This window comes from Enterococcus ratti, assembly GCF_001886195.1.
In the GTDB taxonomy this organism is placed as follows: Bacteria; Bacillota; Bacilli; order Lactobacillales; family Enterococcaceae; genus Enterococcus_B; species Enterococcus_B ratti.
Map to the genome: position 1 here is coordinate 1 of NZ_JXLB01000022.1, position 25,067 is coordinate 25,067.

Genomic DNA, 25,067 nt, shown 5'->3' on the forward strand with positions numbered 1-25,067 from the left:
CCTTGGTGCAAACCACCCTTTTGAAGGATGGTTATGATTTTTGTTGCAAGTGTCTGTATTTTAAGAAGGGCCAAAGAAAAGCGATTGGTTTTCTATTTTTTGTTCGAATCTTCCTTCTTAAAATATTGTGGAAAACGCCCAACAACTGTCTCTTGTTCATATAGCATCAAATGAGAATGCAGCGAGGTAAGAAAATTTACTTCGTCAGGATTTTTAGCGATCAATGCCTGAAATAACTGATAATGTTGTTCTAAAATGGTGTTCCAAGGAAGACCACTCGTAAGCACGCGCAACCAACGGAAACGTTCAAGATGGGTGTTGTGATCATCCAGCCAAGTCCAAACTTCTCGGCGTTTTGCGATTTCAAAACAAATTTCATGAAATAAATTATCTGCGGCAAAAAAATCTCGTTCCTTTTTATTAACGGCTGCTTTTTCTTGTTCTTCTAAAATAGTTTGTAAAATTTTGATGGCTTGTTTATCCAATTTGGCACAACATTCTATCATAATCTGTCGTTCCAAATGTTCTCTTGTAAAGCGAGCATTTTCAGCCGCTTTTAAATCGATCTTTGAGACATAAGTACCGCTTTGTGGAATTGTGTATACCAACTCTTGCTGGCGCAATTGAATTAAGGATTCACGAATCGGCGTTCGGCCAATCTTTAATAATTCTTCTAGATTCTTTTCTGAAATTTTTTTCCCGGGTTCTAAATCACAATAAATGATTTTTTGACGGATTGCTTTAAAAGCCTGTAATTGTAAACTATTTAATGTCATAAAATCTCCCTAGCTGTATTTTGATAATTACTAGTATATCAGAAAAAAATAAATAGTTCTGATATGTTAGTTTTTTAATTTTTTAGTGAATTTATTGTAAAAATACGCTTGACATGTTCTTTTATTCAAGATAAAGTAAGGTTCATAAATAAAACTAATATATCAGTTAGAAGAAGAAAGAATGGTCGAGTTAAAAAATTGGCAAAAGAATGTGAAAGAACTTAAAGCCGCGAACGTGGAACTTCCTTACTATGACGTAGCGCATTTAAAAGCCAAAGGAAAAAAGACGCCTATTTGGTTGCATTTTGGTGGAGGTAATTTATATCGCGGATTTCACGGGGAAATTGCTCAGAAGTTGGCGAATAAACAGTTATTAGAAGCGGGGGTGGTTGTTTGTGAAACGTTTGATGACCAAGTAGTCAGTAAAGGGTATCGTCCCTATCACAATGATGTACTACAAGTAGTCATGCATGAAAACGGTAAGATGGATCAGCGAATTTTAGCAGCCACAGCTGACAGCATTTATTGTCAGATAGAAAACGAGGATGGATTTAAACAAGTTGTTTCTTATTTTAAAAATCCAGCGTTGCAGTTTGTGACCTTAACAATTACAGAAAAAGGGTATCGTTTAAAAAATTCAGATGGCACATTTTCTGCTATTATTCAAAAAGATATTGAAAAAGGTCCTAACCAAGTAAAACATACGATTGGGCTCATCACGGCTTTATTATATCAACGTTATTTAGCGGGTGCATTTCCGATTGCTATGGTTTCAACGGATAATTTTTCGCAAAATGGTCAATATTTTCTTAATAGTGTAAATGAAATTGCTCGAGCTTGGGAGAAAAAAGGATTCGTTGAATCGGCATTTTTAGCGTATTTAAATGATCCTAATCAAGTGAGTTTTCCTTGGAGTATGATTGATCGTATCACACCAAATCCTTCGAAGTCTGTTCAACACTTATTAGAAAAAGCAGGTTGGCGTGAGATGGGTATCTTTCATACGGAAAAACAGACAAACATTGCGCCTTTTGCGAATACAGAAGTAGTTCATTACTTAGTCCTCGAGGATGCCTTTCCAAATGGGCGACCTGCATTGGAAGAAGCAGGTGTTATTTTAACAGATAGAAAAACGGTCGATAAAGTTGATCGTATGAAAGTAACGACTTGCTTAAATCCGCTGCATACGGTATTAGCAATTACAGGGTGCTTATTGGGGTATACTTCAATTTCTTCTGAAATGAAAGATCCTGATTTAGTTGCTTTAATTAATGAAATCGGTTACCGAGAAGGCTTATCAGTGATTGAAAATCCAAAAATCATTTAGCCAAAAGCTTTTATTGACGAAGTAATACAACAGCGGCTGCCTAATCCCCATATTCCAGATACGCCGCAACGTATTGCATGCGATACTTCACAAAAAATGGCCATTCGTTTTGGTGAAACCATCAAAAAATATGATGAAGATCCAAGCAAAAACGTGCAAGACTTGCTGTTTATTCCAGTGGCTATTGCTTCTTGGCTTCGCTATTTATTGGCAGTTGATGACAAAGGAAAATGTTTTAAGCCTAGTCCCGATCCATTACTGTCTGAATTACAAGAGGCGCTTAAAATGTTATGTTTAGGGGAACAAAGCATGGAAAAAATTCATGCTGCATTGCAGCCGCTTTTACAAAACGCCACAATTTTTGGCAGCGACCTTTACCAAGTCGGTCTAGCAGAAAAGATTGAAAAAATCTTCCGAGAAATGCTGACGGGTCCCGGAGCATTCCGTCAAACGATTCACTACTATGTAACAGCAGGAGGAAAAGAACATGGAAATGACTTTTAGATGGTATGGAGCAAATGAAGAAAAAATTACATTAGAAGAGATTCGGCAAATTCCAGCAATGAAGGGGATTGTAGGAACTTTAATGGATATACCGGTGGGAGAAGTCTGGCCAAAAGAACGAATTCACACGTTAAAAGAAGAAATTGAAGCAGCCGGTTTGACGTTAAAAGTAATTGAAAGCGTGAACGTTCATGACGCTATCAAAATCGGTTTACCGAGTCGGGAGAAATACATTGAAAACTATAAACAAACGATTCAAAATTTAGCGGAATTTGGAATAGAGGTGATTTGTTACAATTTTATGCCTGTATTTGATTGGGTGAAGTCTGATTTAAATTATCGTTTGCCGGATGGTTCTTCTACTTTAGCTTATATTGCAGCCGATATTCCTGCGGATCCAAATGAAATTATCCGAAAAGTAAAGTCGGCTAGCAATGATTTTGAATTACCGGGGTGGGAGCCGGAACGCTTGGCGCAAGTAAAAACGCTGTTGGCTGCATATAAAGACATTGATGAAGCAAAATTACGTGAAAACTTTGCTTATTTCTTAAAAGCAATTATTCCTACTTGTGAAGAAGTCGGAATTAAAATGGCCGTTCATCCAGATGATCCGCCGTATTCTATTTTTGGATTGCCACGAATTGTCAAAAATCGAGAGGATTTAGATTGGGTGTGTCGTGTGGTAGATAGCCCGGCCAATGGGATCACGTTGTGTACAGGCAGTATTGCCGAAGATCCAACTAATGATGTTTATGCCATTTTAGCAGAATTTTGTCAACGAGATCGAATTCCTTTTGCTCATGTACGTAATATTAAATTTATTCAAAATAAAGATTTCTATGAAGCGCCGCATAAATCAGAGTATGGTTCATTAGATATGTATAGACTTTTAAAAACGATGTACGACAATGGTTTTGATGGTTATATTCGTCCGGATCATGGTCGAATGATTTGGGGGGAAACTGGTCGTCCGGGTTATGGTCTGCATGATCGAGCATTAGGTGCTGTTTATCTAAACGGTTTATGGGAAGCTTTGGAAAAAGGACATGAACGTGGGACAAAAGTAAAGAATACTTTTACTTTACGCTCTAAACACAGATAAACGGCGGGCAGAAGTAACTTCTTCAGAAATAAGCCGAAATTTATAAAAATTTAAAGAAAAATTTTCGTGAATTCTTTCTTATTTCTCGGAGTTAAATACTTCTGTCCCAGTCTTTTAAATAAAAAATAAAAGGTAGCGGTTTAATTGTTATTAAATGAAAATTTTTTATTAGAGAGTAAATGGGTAAAAGAATTATTTCATCAATTTGCTAAGAAAGAACCAATTATCGACTATCATTGCCATTTGGAACCACGAACGATTTTGGAAAACAAACGCTATAAGAATTTAACTCAAGTTTGGTTGAATGATCATGGTGTAGGAGATCATTATAAGTGGCGTTTAATGCGAGCTAATGGAGTATCAGAAGCGTTGATTAGCGGGGATGGGGATGATTATGAAAAATTTGTAGCGTTTGTTCAAACAATTGAAAAAGCGCCGGGTAATCCAATTTATGAATGGTCTCATTTAGAGTTACGCCGTTATTTTGATATTGATCTGACGATTACAAAAGAAAATGTCGAAGCTATTTGGCAACAAGCAAATCAAAAATTACAGATGGATGCTTATCGTCCTCAAGAACTATTAAAAATGATGCGTGTTAAAGCCATTTGCACGACGGATGATCCGATTGATGATTTATCTGCTCATGAGGCATTAGCAAAAGAACAAAATACTTTTAAAGTATTACCGACATTTCGACCAGATGCTGTTTGGGGAATTACCGATCGTTATTTTAGTGAATATATCAAAAAATTAGCTGCTTGTACGCAACAAAAAATTGAATCGTTTACTGAGTTGACACAAGCGTTGACAAAACGTGTAGCTTATTTTCATGAAAAAGGCGGACGTTTAGCCGATCAAGGATTAAATACGTATTTTTATCAACTAGCGACAGAATCCGAATTAAATGCAATTCTAACAAAAGCGTTGCAAGGACAACGAGCATTTTCAACTAAAGAAATCGCTCAATTTACTACGGCCGTTCAGTGTCATTTAATGAAATGCTATTATCAGTATGGCTGGACGATGCAAATGCACTTGAATGCTCTAAGAAATGATTCGGTTACAATGAAACGAGAAATTGGTATAAATGCTGGCGGTGATTCTATGGGAGATCAAGCCAATTTAGTTTCCAATATTGTCGCGCTTTTTTCCGATGTGCAAGAGCAAGGATTTTTACCTAAAACAATCTTGTATTCGTTGAACCCGAGTGATTGGCTGCCTTTAGCTACGGCCATGCAAAGTTTTCAAGGAGAAGTGGTTCAAAAATTACAACTAGGTTGTGCTTGGTGGTTTAACGATACATATGAAGGGATGCGCAATCAATTAACGATCATGGCTCAACAAAGTTTATTGGCTAATTTTACAGGAATGCTAACAGATTCAAGAAGTTTTTTGAGTTATCCGCGTCATGAGTACTTTAGAAGAGTTCTTTGCCAACTCCTAGGAGAATGGGTAGAACAAGGACGTTTGCCGGAAGATGAGCTGTACTTAGAAAATATAGTCAAAGCCATCTGTTATAAAAATGCACGTGACTATTTTGGTTTTTTTAAAAGTGAGTAGATAGGAGAAAAAGAAATGGATAAAAAACAAAATTGGGTGTATCAATCAAAGAGCATTAACGTGAGACGCGGAATTTGTTACGGATTAACAGATTTAATGGAAGGTGGTTGGAATAACATTGTTTCTGGCGTCATTTTTGCTTTTGTTTTAAGTCAAGGGATTGATCCTGCTTTTGCTGGGGCGATTACCGATGATTTTTATCGAACAAAGTTAGGAAAACGCTTTGGGCGCCGACACTTTTTCATTTTATTAGGCGGCGTTCTTTTTGCTATTTTATTTCCGCTTTTTTGGATTCGTTCGGATGATTGGCACTATTATTTGATTATCTATATTGCGATTGAAGTGGCTATTGCAATGATTTTGATTCCGTGGGAAACGTTACTGACGGAGATGACGGATGATTATCGGGAACGTACGATTTTGTCGGGGTCGCGGATGTTTATTTCAGCGACTGGAACCGCTTTAGTATTTCTCGTTTTAGCTGCATTGCAACACATGCAAAATCCCAATGCTTATTTGATTACAGGCATCATTTGGACAATTATTTTTGTGGCAGCTATTTTTATTTCTTATGAAACGACTTGGGAACGCAGATTAACGCCAGAATTTTTAGCTGAATTAGAGCGTCGTCCACAGTTGTCTTTTGGTCAATTTTTGAAAAAAACGGTTACCGATTATTTTTCAACATTTAAAAATAAAGCATTTCGCAAGCATCTGTTTGTTTATTTATTGTCTTTTACAGGTAAAGATTTTTATTCAATGTTGTTGCCAACATTTATTATTATTTGTATACAAGGTGTGAAGGCAGATACACCGTGGACATTACAAGCATTATCTATTTTTGGAATTCTTTCAACACTTGAAGCCACCAAGTTAATGATTACTCATGGTCCACGTTTTTTATTTTCCATCAGTTACAGTATCATTCTTTTAACAATGATTGGCTATTTTTTGACTTGGTATCTTCATTTGGTGAATGCTTTTTGGATTTTAGTTATTATTTCTATTTTTTACCAATGTGCACGAGCAATCCTAGAATTTACGCCTTGGAACGTTTTTCCATTTATTCCAGACGTCGATCGAATCATGACGCGTGAAGATCGTGCGGGGATTTATGCGGCGGTGATGACGTTTTTTAGAAAATCTACCGGTGCACTTGCTTCATGGATTGTGGGAATTTTATTAGCAGAAATTGGCTTTGATTCGAAAACGATGACGAGTTTTGCTAATACGCTACATACAGTACAAACAGAAATTGCGCTCATCTTCTTTGTAGCACCAGTCATTTTGATCGCTTTAGCATTGCTTGCTGCTTCTACATTTAAATTAAACCGTCAGACGCATGAAATATTGAAAAAAGAGCTTAACCGTTTAGAAGCAGGAGGTAGTAAAGAAGCAGTTGAGCCAAACGCAAGAAAAGTGGTGGAAACATTAACAGGGCATCCTTACCAAAAAGTTTGGGCTAAAGAACCTTACGACTGATTAAAAGCCGGAAACAAAAAATTGTACACCGACAAAAATTAGAAAGAGCAGAGGAAATAGCCGATGCTGTCGGCAACGAATTGACCATGTCTTTTTTATTCCTAGCGAAAACGCTACAAAATAATTTAAAGTGAATTAGCGGAAAGTAGCAAATTTTTTCGTATAGTTGTCTTTTCTGAAAAAGTGTTGACAACGGTTTCACTGGATGTTAAATTTATTTTGTTGAAGTGGATGGTTATTATTCAGTTAAGCTAGACCTAATCAGCACCTTTTCTAGGTGATTGATTAGGTCATTTTTCTTTTTTGCTGACAGTTTTATAAAAACATGAGGGGGGAAAAGATTGGTAATTTCAAAGGTTTTAAACAATAATGTGGTCGTCGCGTTAAATAGAAAGCAAGAAGAAATTATTTTAATGGGGAATGGGTTAGGATTTCAAAAAAAGGCAGGAGATACAGTTGAACCTTGTAAAATCGAAAAAACTTATACGATCGATGATACGGAATCCGTTGAAAGAATTGAGGAGTTATTTAAAGGAATTTCAGAAGAAATTATTGAATTAACCATCGAATTACTATCTTATGCAAAACAAGTGTTAAATAAAGAATTAAACGGATTAGCCTTTATGGCTATTGCAGATCATTTGCAAGTAGCCATTCAACGTGTCGAACAAGAAATTTTTGTTAAAAATTTTTTACTTTGGGACATCAAACGGTTTTATCCGACCGAATTCAACGTGAGCAAAGAATTTCTTTTGCTAGTAAAAGAACGTTTAGGTGTTGATTTGTCTGAAGATGAAGCCGGCTTTTTAACTTTACATATTGTAAATGCTGGAATGGATAATGATAGTGAGGATGCGATTCAGTTAACACAGCTAATCGAAGAAATTTTAACTGTTATCAAATACACCTTGCATATCAATTTTAACGATGATGATATTTATTTTCAACGATTTATCACGCACTTAAAGTTTTTTTCAAAAAAAGTATTAACACATCAATCAATGATTTTAACCGAAAGAGAAATTGACCACGATTTGTTTTTTCTTGTAAATGAAAAATACCCAGAAGCTTGTGAAGCGACGAAAAAGGTGATGGAGTTGTTGAAAGAACGGTGGTCTTATCACTTATCAGAAGATGAACAAGTGTACATTACAATTCATCTTGCTCGTATTTTGCAAAAAACAATGAAGGAAAATTAAAGACGTACGTCTTTGATTATTTACAAAGAAAGGAGTAAAGCAATTAGCTAAGAAGACGTGGATCGTGACATTTAGTTGGCGAAACCTCCAGTAGTATCAATTATTTATTTGGGGGAATATGCATGGGAAAATATGAGGAACTTGCAAAGAAAATTGTCAAAGAAGTCGGTGGAAAAGAGAATGTTATTTCATTAACCAATTGTATTACTCGGCTACGCTTTAAATTAAAAGAAGAGAGCAAGGCGAATACAGAAGTATTAAAAAATATGGACGGCGTCGTCACCGTCATGCAAGCAGGAGGACAATATCAAGTAGTGATAGGCAATCACGTACCAGACGTTCGAAAAGACGTAGACGCTATATTGGGAGTACTAGAACCCGTAGCAGATGGAGGGCCAAAAGGAAATTTATTTGATCAATTCGTTGATATATTATCTGGAATATTTCAACCGATTCTTGCGCCGTTATCAGCAGCCGGCATGCTCAAAGGAGTAAACGCCATCCTCGCATTTGCGTTAGGTGCAAAATTTTCAGCTGGTTCTACCTACGCCGTGATTAACGCCATGGGCGACGGTTTATTCCTTTTCTTACCGATGTTCATTGGTTATACGGCCATGAAAAAATTTGGCGGCTCACCATTTCTAGGAATGATGATTGCCTCTTCACTCATTTACACTGGGTTTCTTGATGGATCCATCACGACAAAATTTGCTGAAGCAGGGGGCTTGAATTTCTTTGGCATTCCGTTTTCCGTTCCAGCTGCTGGATATGGATCAACTGCGATGCCGATTATTGCGGCGACAGCTTTTTGTGCATTTTTAGAAAAGCAATTGCGAAAGATTATTCCAGATGTTGTAAAACTTTTTTTAGTTCCTTTTTTCACGGCGCTTATCGGCATTCCATTAGCTTTTTTGATTATCGGTCCGATAATGAATGTCGTTTCTGATGGCTTAGGGAGCGGTTTACTAGCAGTTCAAGATTTTAATCCGATCCTCTTTGGGGCAATTATTGGATTTTCTTGGCAAATTTTAGTTATGTTCGGTATGCACTGGGCATTGATCCCTTTTGTCATTATTGCCATTTCTCAAGGCAATCCAACGTCATTGTTGACGGGATCTGGTACCGTATCTTTTGCGCAAACGGGTGCAGTATTAGCAGTGATGCTAAAAACAAAAAATGTTAAGTTAAAAGAACTATCTGTTCCAGCTTTCCTCTCTGGTCTTTTTGGCGTCACGGAACCAGCGATTTATGGGGTGACATTGCCGAAGAAGAAACCATTTTGGGCGTCTTGCATAGTTGGCGGTATACTTGGTGCTATTAGCATGAGCTTAGGAATTAAAGCTTATACGATGGGGGGACTTGGTATTTTTCATTACACGAGCGTGATCACACCGGATGGCGACATGACTTACGCTATTTATAGTATGGTTCTTGATATTGTAGCAATTACAGCCAGTTTTGCTTTGACATGGGTATTAGGTTTTGATGATGATGCACCAACGATTCGATTATCAAAAGAAGATGCCAAAAAAGCTGCGACCGGTCAAAATAAACAGTTAAGCAAAGAAGAAATTTTTTCTCCAATAATTGGCGACGTTTTGCCATTAAGCGAAGCGCGTGATGGGGCTTTTGCTGAAGGAACTCTAGGAAAAGGCGCTGTGATACAACCACAATCAGAAGAAGTAGTTGCGCCATTTAATGGAACGGTAATGACGCTGTTTCCAACTAAGCACGCCATTGGACTAATTTCAGAAAATGGCACGGAATTGTTAATCCATATCGGAATTGATACGGTTCAATTAGAAGGAAAATATTTTGAAACGTTTGTGTCTCAAGGAGCTGTGGTAAACAAAGGCGATGTTTTAGTCAAATTTGACAAAAAAGCGATTGAAGAGTCCGGCTATAGCACACAAATACCAATTATTATCACCAATACAATAGATTATGCCGACGTATTATTGACATCGAAAAAAACAATTCGTACAGATGAAACGCTGTTAACAGCAGTTGTGTCCAAATGAGGAATAAAGGAGAAATTGATTGATGAAAAAAATGGCTTATCTATTAAGTATTTTAAGTGTGAGTTTCCTTTTAATGGGGTGTCAAAAAGAAACTACTTCTGGAAAAAAAGAAAACAGTTCTGTATCAAAAGAAGTGACGGTTTATCTTGTTAGGCATGGAAAAACGATGTTAAATACAACAGATCGCTCACAAGGTTGGATTGATGCGCCGTTGACTCCGGCTGGTGTTTCTGTGGCAAAAAATCTAGGAAAAGGTTTAGCAGATGTCAAATTTGACGCAGTTTATTCCAGTGATAGTGGACGCGCCATAGAAACGGCTACGCACGTCTTGAAAAAAAACGGTCAAGAAAAATTATTGGATCAATTAATAACAGATGAACGGTTGCGTGAATTTAATTTTGGAACGTATGAAGGGCTGCCTAATGAAAAAATGTGGACGGCTGTTGCAAACGAACAAGGGTTATCTTTAGAAGAATGGCAAACAAAAATGACAACAAATGGCTTTGTAAATACAATCAAGAACTTTGCAGATACCTTGCATAAACTAGACAAGAAAAAATTAGAAGAATTAGGTAAAGAACATGCAGTGGCGTCAGAGGAAGTGAGCTGGCAAGCAGAAGATTATCAGACGGTTATTGGACGTGCTAAGAGTGCGTTAAATGATATAGTAGCTACAGCAAAGACAAAGGATCAACAGACTGTTTTAGTGACTTCTCATGGGATGACCATTGCGTCTTTAGTGACTTCGTTAGATGAGACGGTCAACGTCCCTCCTACAGGTTTAAAAAATGCCAGCGTCTGTAAAATTGTTTATAAAGATGGAATGTTTACGGTTGCGTCTGTAAATGATTTGACCTATGTAGAAAAAGGAATGAAAGAGTGACGAAACGTTTATATACAGACAAAACGTTTGTGTTGTTGAAAAAAGAGATCATTTATCTGAATATGCTTTAATTAAGAAGGAGTGAAATAATTTATGAGTCATTTTCCAAAAAATTTTTATTGGGGTGGAACTGTAGCTGCGAATCAGTGTGAAGGTGCTTATAACGAAGACGGCCGAGGATTAATTAAGAAAGATTTTTTAACGGCAGGGACCCATCACGCCCCGCGCTGTTATATTTACAAAACAGTAGACGGACAAGTGAAACGTGCTTCAGGTTTTGGTGAGGTGTTGCCTAAAGATGCGCAATTAATTATCGATCCAAATGAATATTATCCAAATCATCAAGGCATTGATTTTTACCATCGTTACAAAGAAGATATCGCTTTGTTTGCTGAAATGGGATTCAAAATGTTTCGGATGTCGATTTCATGGAGCCGTATTTTTCCAAATGGAGATGATGAAACACCTAATCAAGCAGGAGTTGATTTTTATCGTTCAATGTTTGAAGAAATGAAAAAATATGGGATCGAACCTCTAGTTACACTTCATCATTTTGATACACCTTATGCTTTAGAAAAAAAGTATGGCGGTTGGCATAATCGTCAGTTGATTGATGCATTTGTTCGTTATTCAGAATTTTGTTTCAACGAATACCGAGAATATGTCACTTATTGGTTAACATTTAATGAAATAAATAATGAATTGATGGTGACACACTTAATTCCTGATCTGCCAAAAGAAGTGACTCAACAGGCCTATCAATCTTTACATCATCAATTCGTGGCTTCTGCAAAAGCCGTACAGCAAGCACACATAATCAATTCTGACAATAAAATAGGCTGTATGATTTGCGGGTTGGTGTCTTATCCGTTGACGTGTGATCCAAAAGATATTCTTTATAGTCAACAGCGTATGCAAAATGTTTTCTATTACTCAGGAGATGTAATGGTCAAAGGAAAATATCCACATTATGCCCAAAGAATTTGGCATGATTTGGGTATTGAATTGACTATCACAGCAGAAGATTTAGATGAATTAGCTGCTGGTACAGTAGACATGTACACGTATTCTTATTATATGTCTAATTGCGACACAACTCATGAAGGTGTTGAAAAAGTGGGAGGGAATTTTTCGTTTGGGGCGAAAAATCCTTACTTAAACTATTCTGATTGGGGATGGGGATTTGATGCAGACGGACTTCGCTATAGCTTAAATGAATTATATAGCCGTTATGGTCTGCCGATTATCGTAACAGAAAATGGTTGGGGTCAAGATGATGTGGTGGAAGCAGACGGAAGTATTAATGATCTATTTATTAGTTTTCATGGAGTTAGAAGAATATTCTGTCTTTCATTTTCAAGAATTTTTTTTAGTCAGTAAAAACACCATCTTAAGCGATTTACGCAAATTAAGAAAAAAAATTGAGACAGAAAATATTACTTTAGATTACTCAAGAAAGCTGGGGTTTACGCTGCGTGGAAATGAATATGCCATTCGTTCGTTAGCTTATCAACAATTGACCAAGCTGCTTTATTTAAAAAACGGAATGCGCTTACTGCGAAAAGCACTGTTTAAAAACGCTAACCAATTATACCCTCAAACAAAAGATTCTTTCATTCAAACGATTAAAAAAGCTAACTTATTGCTTGTGCCTAGTCGTTTTGAAGAAATGCTTTATTTTACTACTTGTCTTTTATGTAGAATTACTAATCATGAAGTAATAATTAACCAAAAAGATCAGCACTTTTTACAAAAATTAACCGTTTATAAAGCGAGTCAACTGTTTTTGTCACCTTATACAGCTACAAAAAATAAAACGCACGAATGTCTATATTTTACGATTATTTTGATGACGGTGATTCAAGGAGAAAATCAAGATCGTGCATTGGCATTTTTATGGAAATGCGCTCATGAAATAATCCACGAAGTCGAACGTTTAGCAGCTATTGAATTTCAGAACAATCAAAAATTATTGAAGAATTTATTTTATCACTTAGTACCATCTTATTTTAGGTTGCGGTTTCAAATTCCTTTAAGCAATGTTTTAGTGGATAAAATTAAATTGGAATACCGTGAGTTATTTGAAATTACTAAAGCAGCACTTGTTCCATTAAAAAAAATCGTCGGAGGGATAATTCCAGAAGAAGAAATTGGTTATTTTACTATTTTATTTGGTGGTGAAATCAAATGCCAACGAGAAAGAAAAGCAGAAAAAGTAATCAAGGCTTTAGTTTTGTGTCCTAGTGGCATCAGTTCTTCATTGATTATGAAGTCGGAGTTGCAGGCACTTTTTCCGCAAATTTGTTTTTTTGAAGCAAAATCGTTTGAAACATTTAGTAAAGAAGGAAGCGATGAGCGAGTCGATTTGATTTTTTCGAGTACCCCGATTAAAACAAATAAAAAACTTTATTTAGTTAATCCAATTATGACGCAGTTTGAAAAGAATAGATTGTTAAGGAAAGTGCAAGAGGATTTTCTTTTTCCTAAAGTGCTTATACCGTCAGTAGATAAAATAATTGATATTTTAGCCCCTCATATTGAATTAAAAAAAGGAAAGACGAAAGAAAAGCTGTATGAAATAGTTGAACGAAAAATAAATCAAGAAATGAGAAGAAAGGAAGATAAACGTCCAATGTTATCAGAACTGTTAACGCCTGAAATGATCCAATTGTCTGATGAACCAATGAGCTGGGAAGAAGCTATTGAATTATCGGCGAAACCGCTGGAAAAAAACCAGCAAATTGAGGGGAATTATATTGCTGCTATGATTGATAAAGTAAAAGATTATGGACCATTCATTCATATTGGTAAAGGCGTAGCGTTACCCCATGCTCGACCGGAAGATGGCGTAAAACGTTTAGGGATGTCTTTACTCAAAGTGAAACAGCCAATTTTATTGCTAGATGATGAAAAACACGCCATTCAGATTTTTATTTGTTTAGCTGCTATTGATAATGAAGTTCATTTAAAAGCGTTAGCCAGTTTAACTAAAATCTTATCCAATAATGAAAAATTAACGTCTTTACTATCTGCCGATTCAGTAGAAAAAATCTATCAAGTGATTAAAGAAGGAGAAGAAAAATGATGAAATTTGCAGCAGTTTGTGGGTCAGGATTGGGGTCAAGTTTTATGATAGAAATGAATATCCGTTTAGTTTTGGATGAATTAGGGGTGAAAGGTGTTGAAGTGGCACATTATGATTTAGGGAGCGCTTCAAAGGAATTAGCGGATGTTTTTTTTATTGGAAGTGACTTAGCGGACAGTGCACAGCATCTCGGTGAAGTAGTTGTCTTAGACAGTATCATTGATCTTGAAGAATTAAAAGCAAAGGTAGCAAAAGTTTGTCAAGAAAAAGGACGATTGTAAAAAAGGAGGAAAAAATGATGAAGGAATTTTTAGACGTTTTAATTGATATTGCAAGCACTCCTGCAATTTTAGTGGCGTTGATTGCTATTTTAGGAAATATTTTGCAAAAAAAAGACAGTGCCACAGTTGTTAAAGGAGGGATTAAAACATTTGTGGGGTTTCTTGTCGTTACAGCAGGTGCAGGGGTGATTGAAAGTTCATTGGCACCGTTTGGGGAAATGTTCAAAGTGGCTTTTCACATGCAAGGAGTGGTGCCAAATAATGAAGCCATCGTTGCAGTTGCTTTAACAAAGTATGGAACGTATACTGCGCTGATCATGTTAGCGGGGATGGCGTTTAATATTTTGATTGCTCGAATGACTCGGTTCAAATACATTTATCTTACTGGACATGCAACGCTTTATATGTCTTGCATGATTGCTGTGATTTTAAGTAGTACTGGTATGGGAATGGTTCGTTTAGTGATGGTGGGAGGATTGGCTGTAGGAATTTGCAATACGGTTTTTCCTGCGATTGCGCAACCTTTTACTAGAAAAATAACAAAAAACGACGCAGTTGCATTAGGTCATACGGGCAATTTTGGTTACGCGTTAAGCGGATTCATTGGAAAATATGTTGGTGATAAGAAAAAATCAACTGAAGATATCCATTTTCCCAAAGGTTTATCTTTTTTAAGAGATTCAACAGTAAGTATTTCATTAACCATGGGGATCGTCTACGTGATTGTAGCTATTTTTGCCGGAAGTGGATTTATCACGGAAAAATTGAGTAATGGCACAAACTATATTGTTTACTCTTTACAACAAGCTGGGTCATTTGCAGCAGGTGTGTTTGTAATTTTAGCGGGCGTACGTTTGATTTTAGCAGAAATCGTACCAGCCTTTAAGGGAATTTCAGAAAAATTAGTTCCTCATTCTATTCCAGCTTTAGATTGTCCAATTGTTTTTCCTTATGCGCCTAACGCAGTATTGATTGGCTTTTTAACAAGTTTTTGTGGAGGAATCGTTAGCTTAGTGATTATGGTGATGACAAAAACGACAGTGATTATTCCGGGAGTTGTGCCTCATTTCTTTTGTGGTGCGACAGCCGGTGTTTATGGAAACGCAACGGGCGGTGTGCGTGGAGCTATTGTTGGCTCATTTATTCATGGAATTGTTATCAGTTTTATGCCAATTTTGTTGATGCCGGTTATGGGAGATCTCGGGTTTCAAGGTTCAACATTTTCGGATACGGATTATGGTGTGGCCGGTATTTTCTTAGGAAACTTAGCTAATATAGGGGGACAATTACTGATTTTCGCTGGTGTTGCAGCAATTTTAGTTGTTTTACTGGGTTGGACTTTTTTAAGGAAAATCAAAAAAGCAACGATATAAATCATTGATGAGGAGGAAAAACAGCATGTCAATTAATGAAGAAAAACTTAAGCAGCTTGAACACTTAGCTGCTTTAATCCGTTTAGATACGTTAAAAAGTATTAAAGCTATGGGTCAAGGTCATTTAGGTGGTTCCTTTTCAATTATTGAATTATTAACAGTATTATATGGAAAACAAATGAACGTGGATCCTCAAAATCCATATAAAGAAGAACGAGATCGTTTGGTTTTGTCAAAAGGACATGCAGGAGTGGCATTATACAGTACATTAGCAAATGTCGGCTATTTTGATAAAAAATGGTTAGCTACGATCAATCAAGGAGGGACGAGCTTGCCTTCTCATCCGGATCGTTTGAAAACTCCCGGGATAGATGCAACTACGGGTTCATTAGGACAAGGAACTTCCATCGCAGCAGGAATAGCGACTGGGTTAAAATTAGCTAATCAATCAAATAACGTTTATTTAATTGTTGGAGATGGGGAATTAAATGAAGGACAGTGCTGGGAAGCGTTCCAATACATTGCTCATTTTAAGTTAAATCATTGCTTGGTTCTTATTGATGAGAATAAAAAACAACTTGATGGATCAACCAAAAACATTATGAATCCATTTGATTTGCAAAAAAAAATGCAAGCTTTTGGTTTTTATACATTAAAAGTAAATGGCGCTGACATGAGAGCAATTGATGAAGCGATTGAGGAATGTAAAACAGTCAACGATCAAGCCGTTTGTATTGTACTAGATTCGGTAAAAGGACAAGGAATCCCTTATTTTGAACGATTAGTTGACAATCACTCAGTTAAATTCAATTCAAAAGAAATAAATCGAGCTGCTGATTTAGCGATTGAAGAATTACAACAAAAAATAAATAGGGGGAGTTAGATGTTTACTTTAAGCCATGCTTCGTCTGAAGAAAAAGAATTGCGAATGTGTGTTGTGGATGCGTTGAATAAATTAATGGAAGAAAATAAAAAAGTTATTGCTTTGGATGCTGATTTAGGTGCTGCAAGTCAGTGGACAAGTTTAGGCAAAAAGCACCCTGAACAATTTATTAACGTAGGGATTGCAGAAGCCAACATGGTTGGTGTTGCAGCAGGATTAAGCTTGACAGGCTATATTCCATTCATCCATACATTTAGTCCTTTTGCGACTCGCCGAGTGTTTGATCAGTTATTTATTTCTGGCGGTTATAGCAAAAATACGATCAATATTTATGGCTCTGATCCTGGTTTCACCGTGGGTACAAATGGTGGAACGCATACTACTTGGGAGGACGTCGCATTGATGAAAATGATTCCGCATTCAGTGATTTGTGATGCCGCAGATTCGGTGCAAATGGATTGGATTATTCAGGCGTTTAGCCGTCTTTCTGGTATTCATTATGTACGAGGAAATCGAAAAAGTGTCCCAGCAGTTTATCAAGCAGGTTCTAAATTTCAATTAGGAAAAGGAAATGTTTTGCGAGAAGGCTCAGATTTATTATTAATCGCTACAGGGCAGTTAGTATCAGAGACACTAAGCGTAGCAAAACAATTAGCGCAAAAAGGGGTTAGCTGTGCAGTTATTGATATGTTTACGATTAAGCCAATTGATAAAGCTTTGATTCTTGAACAAGCGAAAAATAAAAAACAAATCTTTACGATTGAAAACCATTCAATTACTGGCGGATTAGGTAGTTCCGTTGCTGAAATACTAGCTGAAGCAGGAATGAACGTACGATTACAACGAATTGGGGTAGAAGAATCGTTTGGACAAGTTGGTTCACCTAAATTTTTGCAAAATCATTTTGGTTTGACGGCTCCTTTGATGATCAAAAAAATTTTGATGACTTACCAAAAATAGGTGTTAGTACAAAATAAATATCAGAAGTAATCTTAAAAAATGACAAATAACTGATAGTCTGCGAGTGTTAATCTTGGAACTAGCAGTTATTTTTATAAAAATAAGAAACTTTACTAATTTATTTGTTTAACCACTTTTATTTTAGCAAAGGTGATTCTTATTTTTATACAAAAAATGATCCAGATACCATCAGTCTGATTGATATCTGGAATTTTTGTTAGGAATTATTTCTCAAGCTCTTATTTTTTACATCCTCTTTTATTCAATGACTTAGTTTTTACGCCGACTTGTTGGTCATTAGTTCAACCGGCAAAAAAGACACGTCCTTGTATTTTACTTTTGCAACCCTTTTTCCAAATCGCTAAGCAAATCTTCAGTATCCTCTATTCCACAAGACAAGCGAACAAGAGTAGGCGTTACGCCCATTTTTAACCGTTCTTCTTCAGATAGAGAACCATGAGACATTAACCACGGATAGGAAAGAATGGATTCCACGCCACCCAAGCTTACCGCTACAATCGGTAAACTGCAATTAGAAAACAGGGCGTCTATTTGTTTTGTATTTTGTAATTCAAATGATAAAACTGCACCACTATCACTGCATTGTTTTGCATGAATCTCAGCATCTGGATGATTTTTTAATCCAGGATAGTATACTTTTTTTACAGCCGAGTGGTCATTCAGAAATTCCGCAATAATTTCAGCATTTTTGACGGATTTTTTCATTCGCAAGCCCATCGTTTTAACCCCTCTAAGTAACAACCAAGCATCTTCAGGACTTAAAATCCCTCCCAATGTTTTTTGATGTTCTTTTAACCTCTGATATAATTTTTCTTGGTTCGTCGCAACAAATCCCGCAACGACGTCACTATGTCCATTAATAAATTTTGTTGCACTGTGGATCACTAAATCAACACCCAACATCAGTGGATGTTGAGAAAGCGGCGTCATAAATGTATTATCTGCAACGGTCAAAATATTATATGTATCAGCAAGTGAAGCAACTTTTTGGATGTCTGTAATTGTTAATAATGGATTAGAAGGTGTTTCAATATAAAACATTTTTGTATTGTCGCGTATGGCTTCTTTCCAAGAATGAATATCTGCTTCATCCACAAAGGTGCATTCGACACCAAATCGGAACAAAAATTGATGAATACTTTGAAACGTTCCACCATAAATATTTTTTCCTACAACTAAATGGTCTCCTTTAGATAAGAGAAACAAGGCTGCATTGATGGCAGCCATTCCAGAAGAAAAAGCCAAACCAAAATTAGCATTTTCTAGTGAAGCAATACATTTTTCTGCTGCATCTACAGTAGGATTGCCAAAACGAGTGTAGCTAAAACCGGTATGAGAAAAAACATTCTTTTGGTGAAACGTAGAAGTTTGATATTTAGGAATCGATGAAGCGCCAGTAAACGAATCGATGACGGGATAGTCATGTAAAAGTTTTGTATTGATTTTCATAATGGTTTCCTCCAACCTTTTTTATTCCTTTTCAAAAATAGCACATTTAATTTTATATTGTCAACGTTTTCTTGATAAAAAATTATCAAAAAAGAACAAGTTCTATTTTCAAGGTTTTTTTATGGTTAAAAAGTGAAAAATCCATTGACTATAGTAAATAATTGTGATAATTTTTTATTGTGAATAATAATTATAATAAAATTTTATCATAGGTGAAGAAAAATGGGCGTCAACAATCTACCCTACGAGCGATACCGTGCAGCAGGAAATTTAATTTTTGTTTCTGGTCAATTGCCAATTGATCCTGAAACAGGAGAAATTTGTTCAGAAAACATCAGTGAACAAACGAATCAAATCATGCACAACATCTCAGAAGTATTAGATGAACTAAATTTAACGATGGATGATGTTGTTAAGACCACTTGTTTTTTAACAGACATAAAAGATTTTGAGTTATTTAATCAAGCATACTCCAAACACTTCGGAAAACGTTTTCCGGCACGATCAGCCTATCAAGTCGCTGCTTTGCTAAAAGGCGCTTTAGTAGAAATTGAATGGGTATTATCAACAAAATAAGGAAAGAGGAATAAAAATGAAAATCGTGGTTATTGGCGGAATCGCAGCGGGAATGAGCGCTGCTGCTAAGGCGAAAAGAGTCAACCCCAAGGCAGAAATTATCGTATTTGAACAAGAAGACTATATTTCTTTTGGGGCTTGTGGACTTCCTTATTACTTAGGAGAAGAATTTAGTGAAGAAAAAGAAATGTTTGCACGAACACCCGAACAAATTGAACGTTCAGGGATCCAGTTGCAACTGCGTCATCAAGTGCAATCTGTTGATGTAGCTAAGAAATCTTTGTCTGTGAAGAATTTAGTAACCAATGAGATAAAACATGAAACCTATGATCGCTTGATGTTAGCTGTTGGAGCTAAGCCTTTTATTCCTAAAGTTCCCGGCATTGATTCTGTTAATGTGTACACGGTGACGAGGTTAGCGCAAGTAAAAAGATTGCAAGAGAATTTACCAAATATTCAAAATGTTGTGATTATTGGTGGCGGATTTATAGGAATTGAAGTAGCAGATCAATTAACAAAACTAGGTAAAAACGTACATTTACTTGAAATGGCTTCAGAACTAATGTCTCGCTCTTTTGATACAGAATTTACCGATAAAATTAAACAAGCGATTGAAGAAGAAGGTGTAAAAGTTTCCTTAGGAGAAACAGTTACGCAAATTGAAAATGACAACGGCCAAGTTACAGCCGTCAAAACAACAAAAGGAACTTATGAAGCGGATGCTGTTATTGTTGCTGCCGGTTTTATCCCGAACACTGAATTTTTAAATGGACAGTTGGAATTATTAAAAAATGGTGCAATTAAAATTGATACATATGGTAGAACTTCACAAAAAGATATATTTGCAGCCGGAGATTGTGCTTCGATCCCGCATCGGATTTTAGGAGACACTTATCTACCTTTAGCAACTACTGCAAATAAAATGGGACGGATAGTTGGCATAAATATTAGTGGAATAGATACAAAAGAATATGTAGGAGCGCTAGGAAGCAGCGCAGTCAAAGTAGGAAAATATGAGGCGGCATCTACCGGAATTACAGAAAGAGCAGCAGTAGAAAAAGGAATAGACGTTAAAACAACTTGTATTGAAACCGTTAATCATTCGAACTACTACGGAGTACAAGAAAAAATTATGATTAAACTTGTTTATGATCGCCAAACGAAAGTGCTATATGGCGCGCAATTATTTGGAAAAAATGAAACGGTACTTCGTGCTACCGGTTTATCTGTTGCCATTCATGCGAAAATGACGACTGAAGAATTAGGATTTGTTGATTTTGCTTATGCACCGCCGTTTGCATCAACTTGGGAAGCACTAAATGTTGTAGCAAATACTGCCAAATAAGGAGGATGAAGAAATTGATTGATGCACCTTTTTTTACCCAATTTTTAAAAATAAGCAATTTTTATACAGCCAGCGGAATTATTTTGCTGATTCTTTCACTGGGAATCATGAAATACATGAAAAAGAAACGAATTAGTTTTTCAAAACGGATGATTTTTGCACTTATACTTGGGTTGGCTTTAGGTTTTGTAATAGATTTGATTGGCGGCGATCATGAGATTTATACAAAATTTGCTCGAACAGAAATCACCGCATGGTATGCGTTAGTCGGTTCAGGTTTTTTAAAATTGATTCAACTGCTCGCAATTCCGGTTGTTTTTCTATCAATTATAAAAGTAGTGATTGATGTTAAAGGGGAACGTTTAAAATATTTAACGGGTAAAACGTTTGTCACTTTGCTTGGAACAACAGCAATTGCTGCTTCTTTAGGAATTGTCGTGGTGAAATTATATCAATTAAATGGTGCAGAATTTGCAGGTGATCTTGCAGCAGATAAAGCAGAAAGCATGAGTAATATTGCTTCACAGAGTTTTCCAGAATTTTTCTTGAATCTAGTTCCTAACAATATCGTTAACGTCATGGGCGATAATGGAAGTATTGTGTCTGTTGTAATTATAGCTGCAATGTTTGCAGGAGCCATCCGATTTTTACAAGTTAAAAAACCAGATCAAGTTGCACCATTTGTCACGCTATTAGACTCATTAAAAGTAACGGTCATTTCGGTATTGACGAATGTGATCAAATTGATGCCTTATGGTGTTACTGCGTTGGTTAGCAATACGATTATTTCTAGAGGAATCCATGCAATTGTCGGAATGATTGGTTTTATTGCGGCGTTATATACAGGCGTTATATTAATGATGTTAGTTTATGTAGTTTTACTATTGTTTTTAGGTGTGAACCCCGTTGTCTTTTATAAAAAAGCGTTCACGACGTTGTTGTTTGCTTTTTCTTCTCGCTCAAGTGTCGGAACTTTGCCTTATACCTTAAAGACCTTGGAAGGAGATCTAGGTGTTTCTCAAGAAACAGCCAATTTTGTAGCTACTTTAGGAACATCAATTGGACTAAATGGTTGTGCCGGTGTATTTCCTGCGATGTTAGGTATTTTAATGGGATCGGCTGTTGGAGCAGAAATGAATCTATCGTTTTATTTCTTAGTTGTAGCTGTTGTTACCGTAGGATCAATTGGGATTGCTGGCGTACCGGGGACAGCAACGGTTGCTGCGACCGTTACGCTCAACGGACTTGGTTTTGGTCACACCATTACAAGTATCGGCGCCATTTTCGGGATTGATCCGATCGTCGATATGGGGCGAACAATGTTAAATGTAGCAGGTTCGATGGTTTCTGCGATTATTGTAGATAAATGGGAAGGAACTTTTGACAAAGAAGCTTTTTCAGCGCCAGTTCCTAAAAAAATAACAGAAGAATAAAGCGTGGGACAAAAGTAAAGGATGCCGTTACTTTTGTCTCAACTTTTATTTCACGCTTTAAATACAGTTAAATGGTGGGAGCAAAAGCAACTCCTTTGAAAACAAGCCGAGATTCACGAAAATTGTTTTTCAAATTTTTGTGAATCTCGGCTTGTTTGTCAAAGTTAAATACTTCCGTTTCAGTCTTTGTCTATTTGGAGCCGTCTGTCATCTTCAGGTATCGATAAACACTGGGATCAGATATATTGAGTATCTTGGCTACCTGTGAGACAGCGCCTTTAATTTGAAAAATGCCTTTTTCATTTAGTTGGCGAATAATCTCAACTTTTAAATCCTTATTTAATGCTCCTTGTTGATTTAAAAAATCAGGAGAAACAATGGAGTAGATAATCCCTTCGATAGTTTCTTCTAAAATTTCAACTGATTCGGGAAAATGGGCAGTATCAGCGGTGGAAGAAAAGAGTGGCTCTGGTGCTACTCCTGCTAAGGCTAATATTTCTTTTGATAGCGCTTGATATTTGCTAATGTCTTGATTGATACACAGTAAACCGATTAGTTCATTATGATCATCACGGATAAAAAAAGTCGCTCCTTTTAATTTTTTTCCATTGATCGTTTGGGCATCGTAATTCACTAAATAATCTTCCTTTAGATATTCTTTTGAACGAATTATATTTAAGGCAAAACCTGTCACTGGTGAATCAATATCTCGACCACTGATATGATTATTTTTAATAGCAGCAATATGAAATCGCCCTTTTTCTAGGTGATGAAGAACGACTTCATAATTTTCTCCTAAAGCCTCACCAAGAAATTTTACTAGTGATATATAAAATGCTAATTGATTTTTGTCCATATGCTCACCTTGATAATTATTTATTAAATTTATCATAGCATGATTATGAATGCCTGTCACTTTTGTTTTTTAATGCCCAAACTAATGAATTTTTAGAAAGAGCGAAGAAATATTTCTAATGATTCCAAGCGAATAATGATTCAAACGCTTATTTAAATTTAGTCCATTCCTTCTTTTCATATGATTACACAAATGTGAAAATTCGTGGTACACTATTTTTATAATGTGTTATTATTAAATGATTTATTAATGTAAAAGAGGTATAATTAGTAATGGAAAACAACATGAAACACGGTTCTGAAATTGTTATAGATAGTTTAGCGAATCATCAAGTGAAATATGTTTTTGGTATTCCGGGAGCAAAAATTGATGGGGTATTTAATGAGTTGGCAGATCAAGGGCCGGAATTAATTGTTACAAGGCACGAACAAAATGCAGCTTTTATGGCTCAAGCAATTGGGCGAATCACAGGAGAACCGGGAGTGGTCATTGCGACTAGTGGACCCGGTGCAAGTAATTTGGCAACCGGATTAGTGACAGCAACTGCTGAAGGTGATCCAGTGCTTGCAATTGCCGGTCAGGTAAAACGAAGTGACCTACTAAAGTTAACGCATCAAAGTATGGACAATGCGGCTTTATTTCAACCAATTACAAAATATAGTGCGGAAATTCAAGATCCGGAAACCATTTCTGAAGTGATTGCGAACGCTTATCGAATGGCAAAAAGCTCTAAAAAAGGTGCGAGTTTTATTAGCATTCCTCAAGATGTCGTGGATGCTCCAGTCAAAAGTGAGGTGATTAAGTCCCTTAAAGATCCTCAACTAGGTTCTGCTTCTGCAAGAGATATTGATTATTTGGTGGAACGGATTCGTGAAGCAAGATTACCTGTTTTATTGGTGGGCATGCGAGGTTCAGGTAAAAAAGAAACAGCAGCCATTCGTCAATTAGTAGAAAAAACCGGTTTGCCAGTGGTAGAAACCTTTCAAGCAGCAGGGGTTATTTCTAGGAAGTTAGAAGAACATTTTTTTGGGAGAGTGGGATTGTTTAGAAACCAACCGGGAGATATGTTATTAAAACGAAGTGATCTAGTTATTGCAATTGGCTATGATCCGATTGAATATGAAGCGCGAAATTGGAATGCTGAAAAAGATGCGCGCGTGATTGTTATTGATGAAACGCCGGCTGAAATTGATGTTTACATGCAGCCGGAAAGAGAGTTGATTGGAGATATTTCTACTACTTTGGAATTGTTGACTTATCCTTTAGAATCGCATCAAGTGTCGATGGATGTAAAAGAATACTTGATTTCGTTGCAAAAAAAATTAACCGAACGTGATATCGTGCCAACAACAAGCAGTGAAGGAATATTACATCCGTTAGAAGTCATTAATACGTTGCAATCAAAAGTGACGGATGAGATGACGGTGACAGTAGATGTAGGGAGTCACTATATTTGGATGGCTCGTCATTTTAGAAGCTATGAAGCACGTCATTTATTATTCAGTAACGGAATGCAAACATTAGGAGTAGCACTGCCTTGGGCAATTTCTGCTGCACTTGTTCGGCCAAATACGCAAATTATTTCTGTGTCCGGTGATGGAGGGTTCTTATTTTCTGCGCAAGACCTTGAAACAGCAGTACGTAAACAATTGAACATCATTCACTTAATTTGGAATGATGGTCGATACAATATGGTAGAATTTCAAGAAATGATGAAATATCAACGTGCTTCTGGGGTAGATTTTGGACCAGTTGATTTTGTCAAGTATGCAGAAGCTTTCGGGGCAAAAGGACTTCGTGTGACAAACGTAGCAGAATTGGAACAGGCATTAGAAGATGGTTTTAATACGCAAGGACCGGTCATTATTGATATTCCAATTGATTATCGAGACAATGAAAAACTAGGCGAAACGATTTTACCTGATCAATTCTATTAAGGAGAAGATAA

General features: G+C 36.5%; 19 protein-coding genes and 1 pseudogene. 17 read left to right on the forward strand and 3 right to left on the reverse strand.

The features are described 5' to 3' along the window. Positions 1-92: 92 nt before the first annotated feature. Positions 93-776, reverse strand: a complete 684-nt coding sequence (locus tag RV14_RS09635) for a GntR family transcriptional regulator (RefSeq protein ID WP_071856055.1) — start codon at positions 774-776, stop codon at positions 93-95. Positions 777-957: 181 nt separating this feature from the next. On the opposite strand from RV14_RS09635, the pseudogene RV14_RS09640 reads away from it, so the two are divergent. From RV14_RS09640 to RV14_RS09705, 13 genes and pseudogenes are all read left to right on the forward strand, one after another. Beyond that, positions 958-2,607 (forward strand): annotated as a pseudogene (locus tag RV14_RS09640) (mannitol dehydrogenase family protein). Continuing rightward, positions 2,591-3,709: a mannonate dehydratase gene (uxuA, locus tag RV14_RS09645; protein WP_071856056.1), complete on the forward strand. Its 1,119-nt coding sequence runs from the start codon at positions 2,591-2,593 to the stop codon at positions 3,707-3,709. Before RV14_RS09640 ends, uxuA begins: the two are co-directional and overlap by 17 nt. A gap of 144 nt (positions 3,710-3,853) precedes the next feature. Next, on the forward strand, positions 3,854-5,272 hold the full coding sequence (gene uxaC / locus RV14_RS09655; RefSeq protein ID WP_071856057.1) for a glucuronate isomerase: 1,419 nt from the start codon (positions 3,854-3,856) through the stop codon (positions 5,270-5,272). Between the two features lie 15 nt (positions 5,273-5,287). Then, positions 5,288-6,754 carry an MFS transporter gene (locus RV14_RS09660; RefSeq protein ID WP_071856058.1) on the forward strand — a complete coding sequence of 489 codons (1,467 nt, stop codon included), beginning with the start codon at positions 5,288-5,290 and terminating at the stop codon, positions 6,752-6,754. Between the two features lie 341 nt (positions 6,755-7,095). Beyond that, a complete protein-coding gene (gene licT, locus RV14_RS09665) occupies positions 7,096-7,953 on the forward strand; it encodes a BglG family transcription antiterminator LicT (RefSeq protein ID WP_071856059.1) in 858 nt (285 codons plus the stop codon). A 122-nt stretch (positions 7,954-8,075) separates the two neighbouring features. Then, entirely contained in the window at positions 8,076-9,974 is a 1,899-nt protein-coding gene (locus tag RV14_RS09670) for a beta-glucoside-specific PTS transporter subunit IIABC (RefSeq protein ID WP_071856060.1), read from the forward strand. A gap of 22 nt (positions 9,975-9,996) precedes the next feature. After that, a complete protein-coding gene (locus tag RV14_RS09675; RefSeq protein WP_071856061.1) occupies positions 9,997-10,857 on the forward strand; it encodes a histidine phosphatase family protein in 861 nt (286 codons plus the stop codon). A 93-nt stretch (positions 10,858-10,950) separates the two neighbouring features. Next, complete coding sequence (locus tag RV14_RS09680) at positions 10,951-12,237, forward strand: glycoside hydrolase family 1 protein (protein ID WP_071856062.1); 1,287 nt, start codon at positions 10,951-10,953, stop codon at positions 12,235-12,237. Next, the gene (locus RV14_RS09685) at positions 12,131-13,942 is read left to right on the forward strand and encodes a BglG family transcription antiterminator (protein WP_084650364.1); all 1,812 of its coding nucleotides are present in this window, start codon (positions 12,131-12,133) and stop codon (positions 13,940-13,942) included. Before RV14_RS09680 ends, RV14_RS09685 begins: the two co-directional genes overlap by 107 nt. Next, on the forward strand, positions 13,942-14,223 hold the full coding sequence (locus tag RV14_RS09690) for a PTS sugar transporter subunit IIB (protein ID WP_071856077.1): 282 nt from the start codon (positions 13,942-13,944) through the stop codon (positions 14,221-14,223). The genes RV14_RS09685 and RV14_RS09690 overlap by 1 nt, the downstream gene beginning before the upstream one ends. A gap of 17 nt (positions 14,224-14,240) precedes the next feature. Next, positions 14,241-15,596, forward strand: coding sequence for a PTS ascorbate transporter subunit IIC (locus RV14_RS09695; protein ID WP_071856064.1), 1,356 nt, complete (start codon positions 14,241-14,243; stop codon positions 15,594-15,596). A 25-nt stretch (positions 15,597-15,621) separates the two neighbouring features. Then, the gene (locus RV14_RS09700; protein ID WP_071856065.1) at positions 15,622-16,479 is read left to right on the forward strand and encodes a transketolase; all 858 of its coding nucleotides are present in this window, start codon (positions 15,622-15,624) and stop codon (positions 16,477-16,479) included. Continuing rightward, complete coding sequence (locus RV14_RS09705) at positions 16,480-17,439, forward strand: transketolase family protein (RefSeq protein WP_071856066.1); 960 nt, start codon at positions 16,480-16,482, stop codon at positions 17,437-17,439. Positions 17,440-17,772: 333 nt separating this feature from the next. On the opposite strand, the gene RV14_RS09710 is transcribed toward RV14_RS09705, so the two are convergent. Next, positions 17,773-18,909 carry a trans-sulfuration enzyme family protein gene (locus tag RV14_RS09710; RefSeq protein ID WP_071856067.1) on the reverse strand — a complete coding sequence of 379 codons (1,137 nt, stop codon included), beginning with the start codon at positions 18,907-18,909 and terminating at the stop codon, positions 17,773-17,775. Between the two features lie 222 nt (positions 18,910-19,131). Here RV14_RS09710 and RV14_RS09715 point away from each other — a divergent pair, with 222 nt between their 5' ends. From RV14_RS09715 to RV14_RS09725, 3 genes are read left to right on the forward strand one after another with little or no spacing between them, the layout of a single operon-like run. Then, positions 19,132-19,485 carry a Rid family detoxifying hydrolase gene (locus RV14_RS09715; protein WP_071856068.1) on the forward strand — a complete coding sequence of 118 codons (354 nt, stop codon included), beginning with the start codon at positions 19,132-19,134 and terminating at the stop codon, positions 19,483-19,485. 16 nt (positions 19,486-19,501) lie between these two features. After that, positions 19,502-20,830, forward strand: a complete 1,329-nt coding sequence (locus tag RV14_RS09720; RefSeq protein ID WP_071856069.1) for a CoA-disulfide reductase — start codon at positions 19,502-19,504, stop codon at positions 20,828-20,830. Positions 20,831-20,835: 5 nt separating this feature from the next. Further along, entirely contained in the window at positions 20,836-22,263 is a 1,428-nt protein-coding gene (locus tag RV14_RS09725) for a cation:dicarboxylate symporter family transporter (RefSeq protein ID WP_245785490.1), read from the forward strand. A 190-nt stretch (positions 22,264-22,453) separates the two neighbouring features. Here the strand turns inward: RV14_RS09725 and RV14_RS09730 are convergent, their stop codons facing one another. Continuing rightward, positions 22,454-23,119: a helix-turn-helix transcriptional regulator gene (locus RV14_RS09730; protein ID WP_071856071.1), complete on the reverse strand. Its 666-nt coding sequence runs from the start codon at positions 23,117-23,119 to the stop codon at positions 22,454-22,456. Positions 23,120-23,391: 272 nt separating this feature from the next. On the opposite strand from RV14_RS09730, the gene alsS reads away from it, so the two are divergent. Next, positions 23,392-25,056: an acetolactate synthase AlsS gene (gene alsS, locus RV14_RS09735; RefSeq protein WP_071856072.1), complete on the forward strand. Its 1,665-nt coding sequence runs from the start codon at positions 23,392-23,394 to the stop codon at positions 25,054-25,056. The last annotated feature ends 11 nt before the right edge of the window (positions 25,057-25,067 follow it).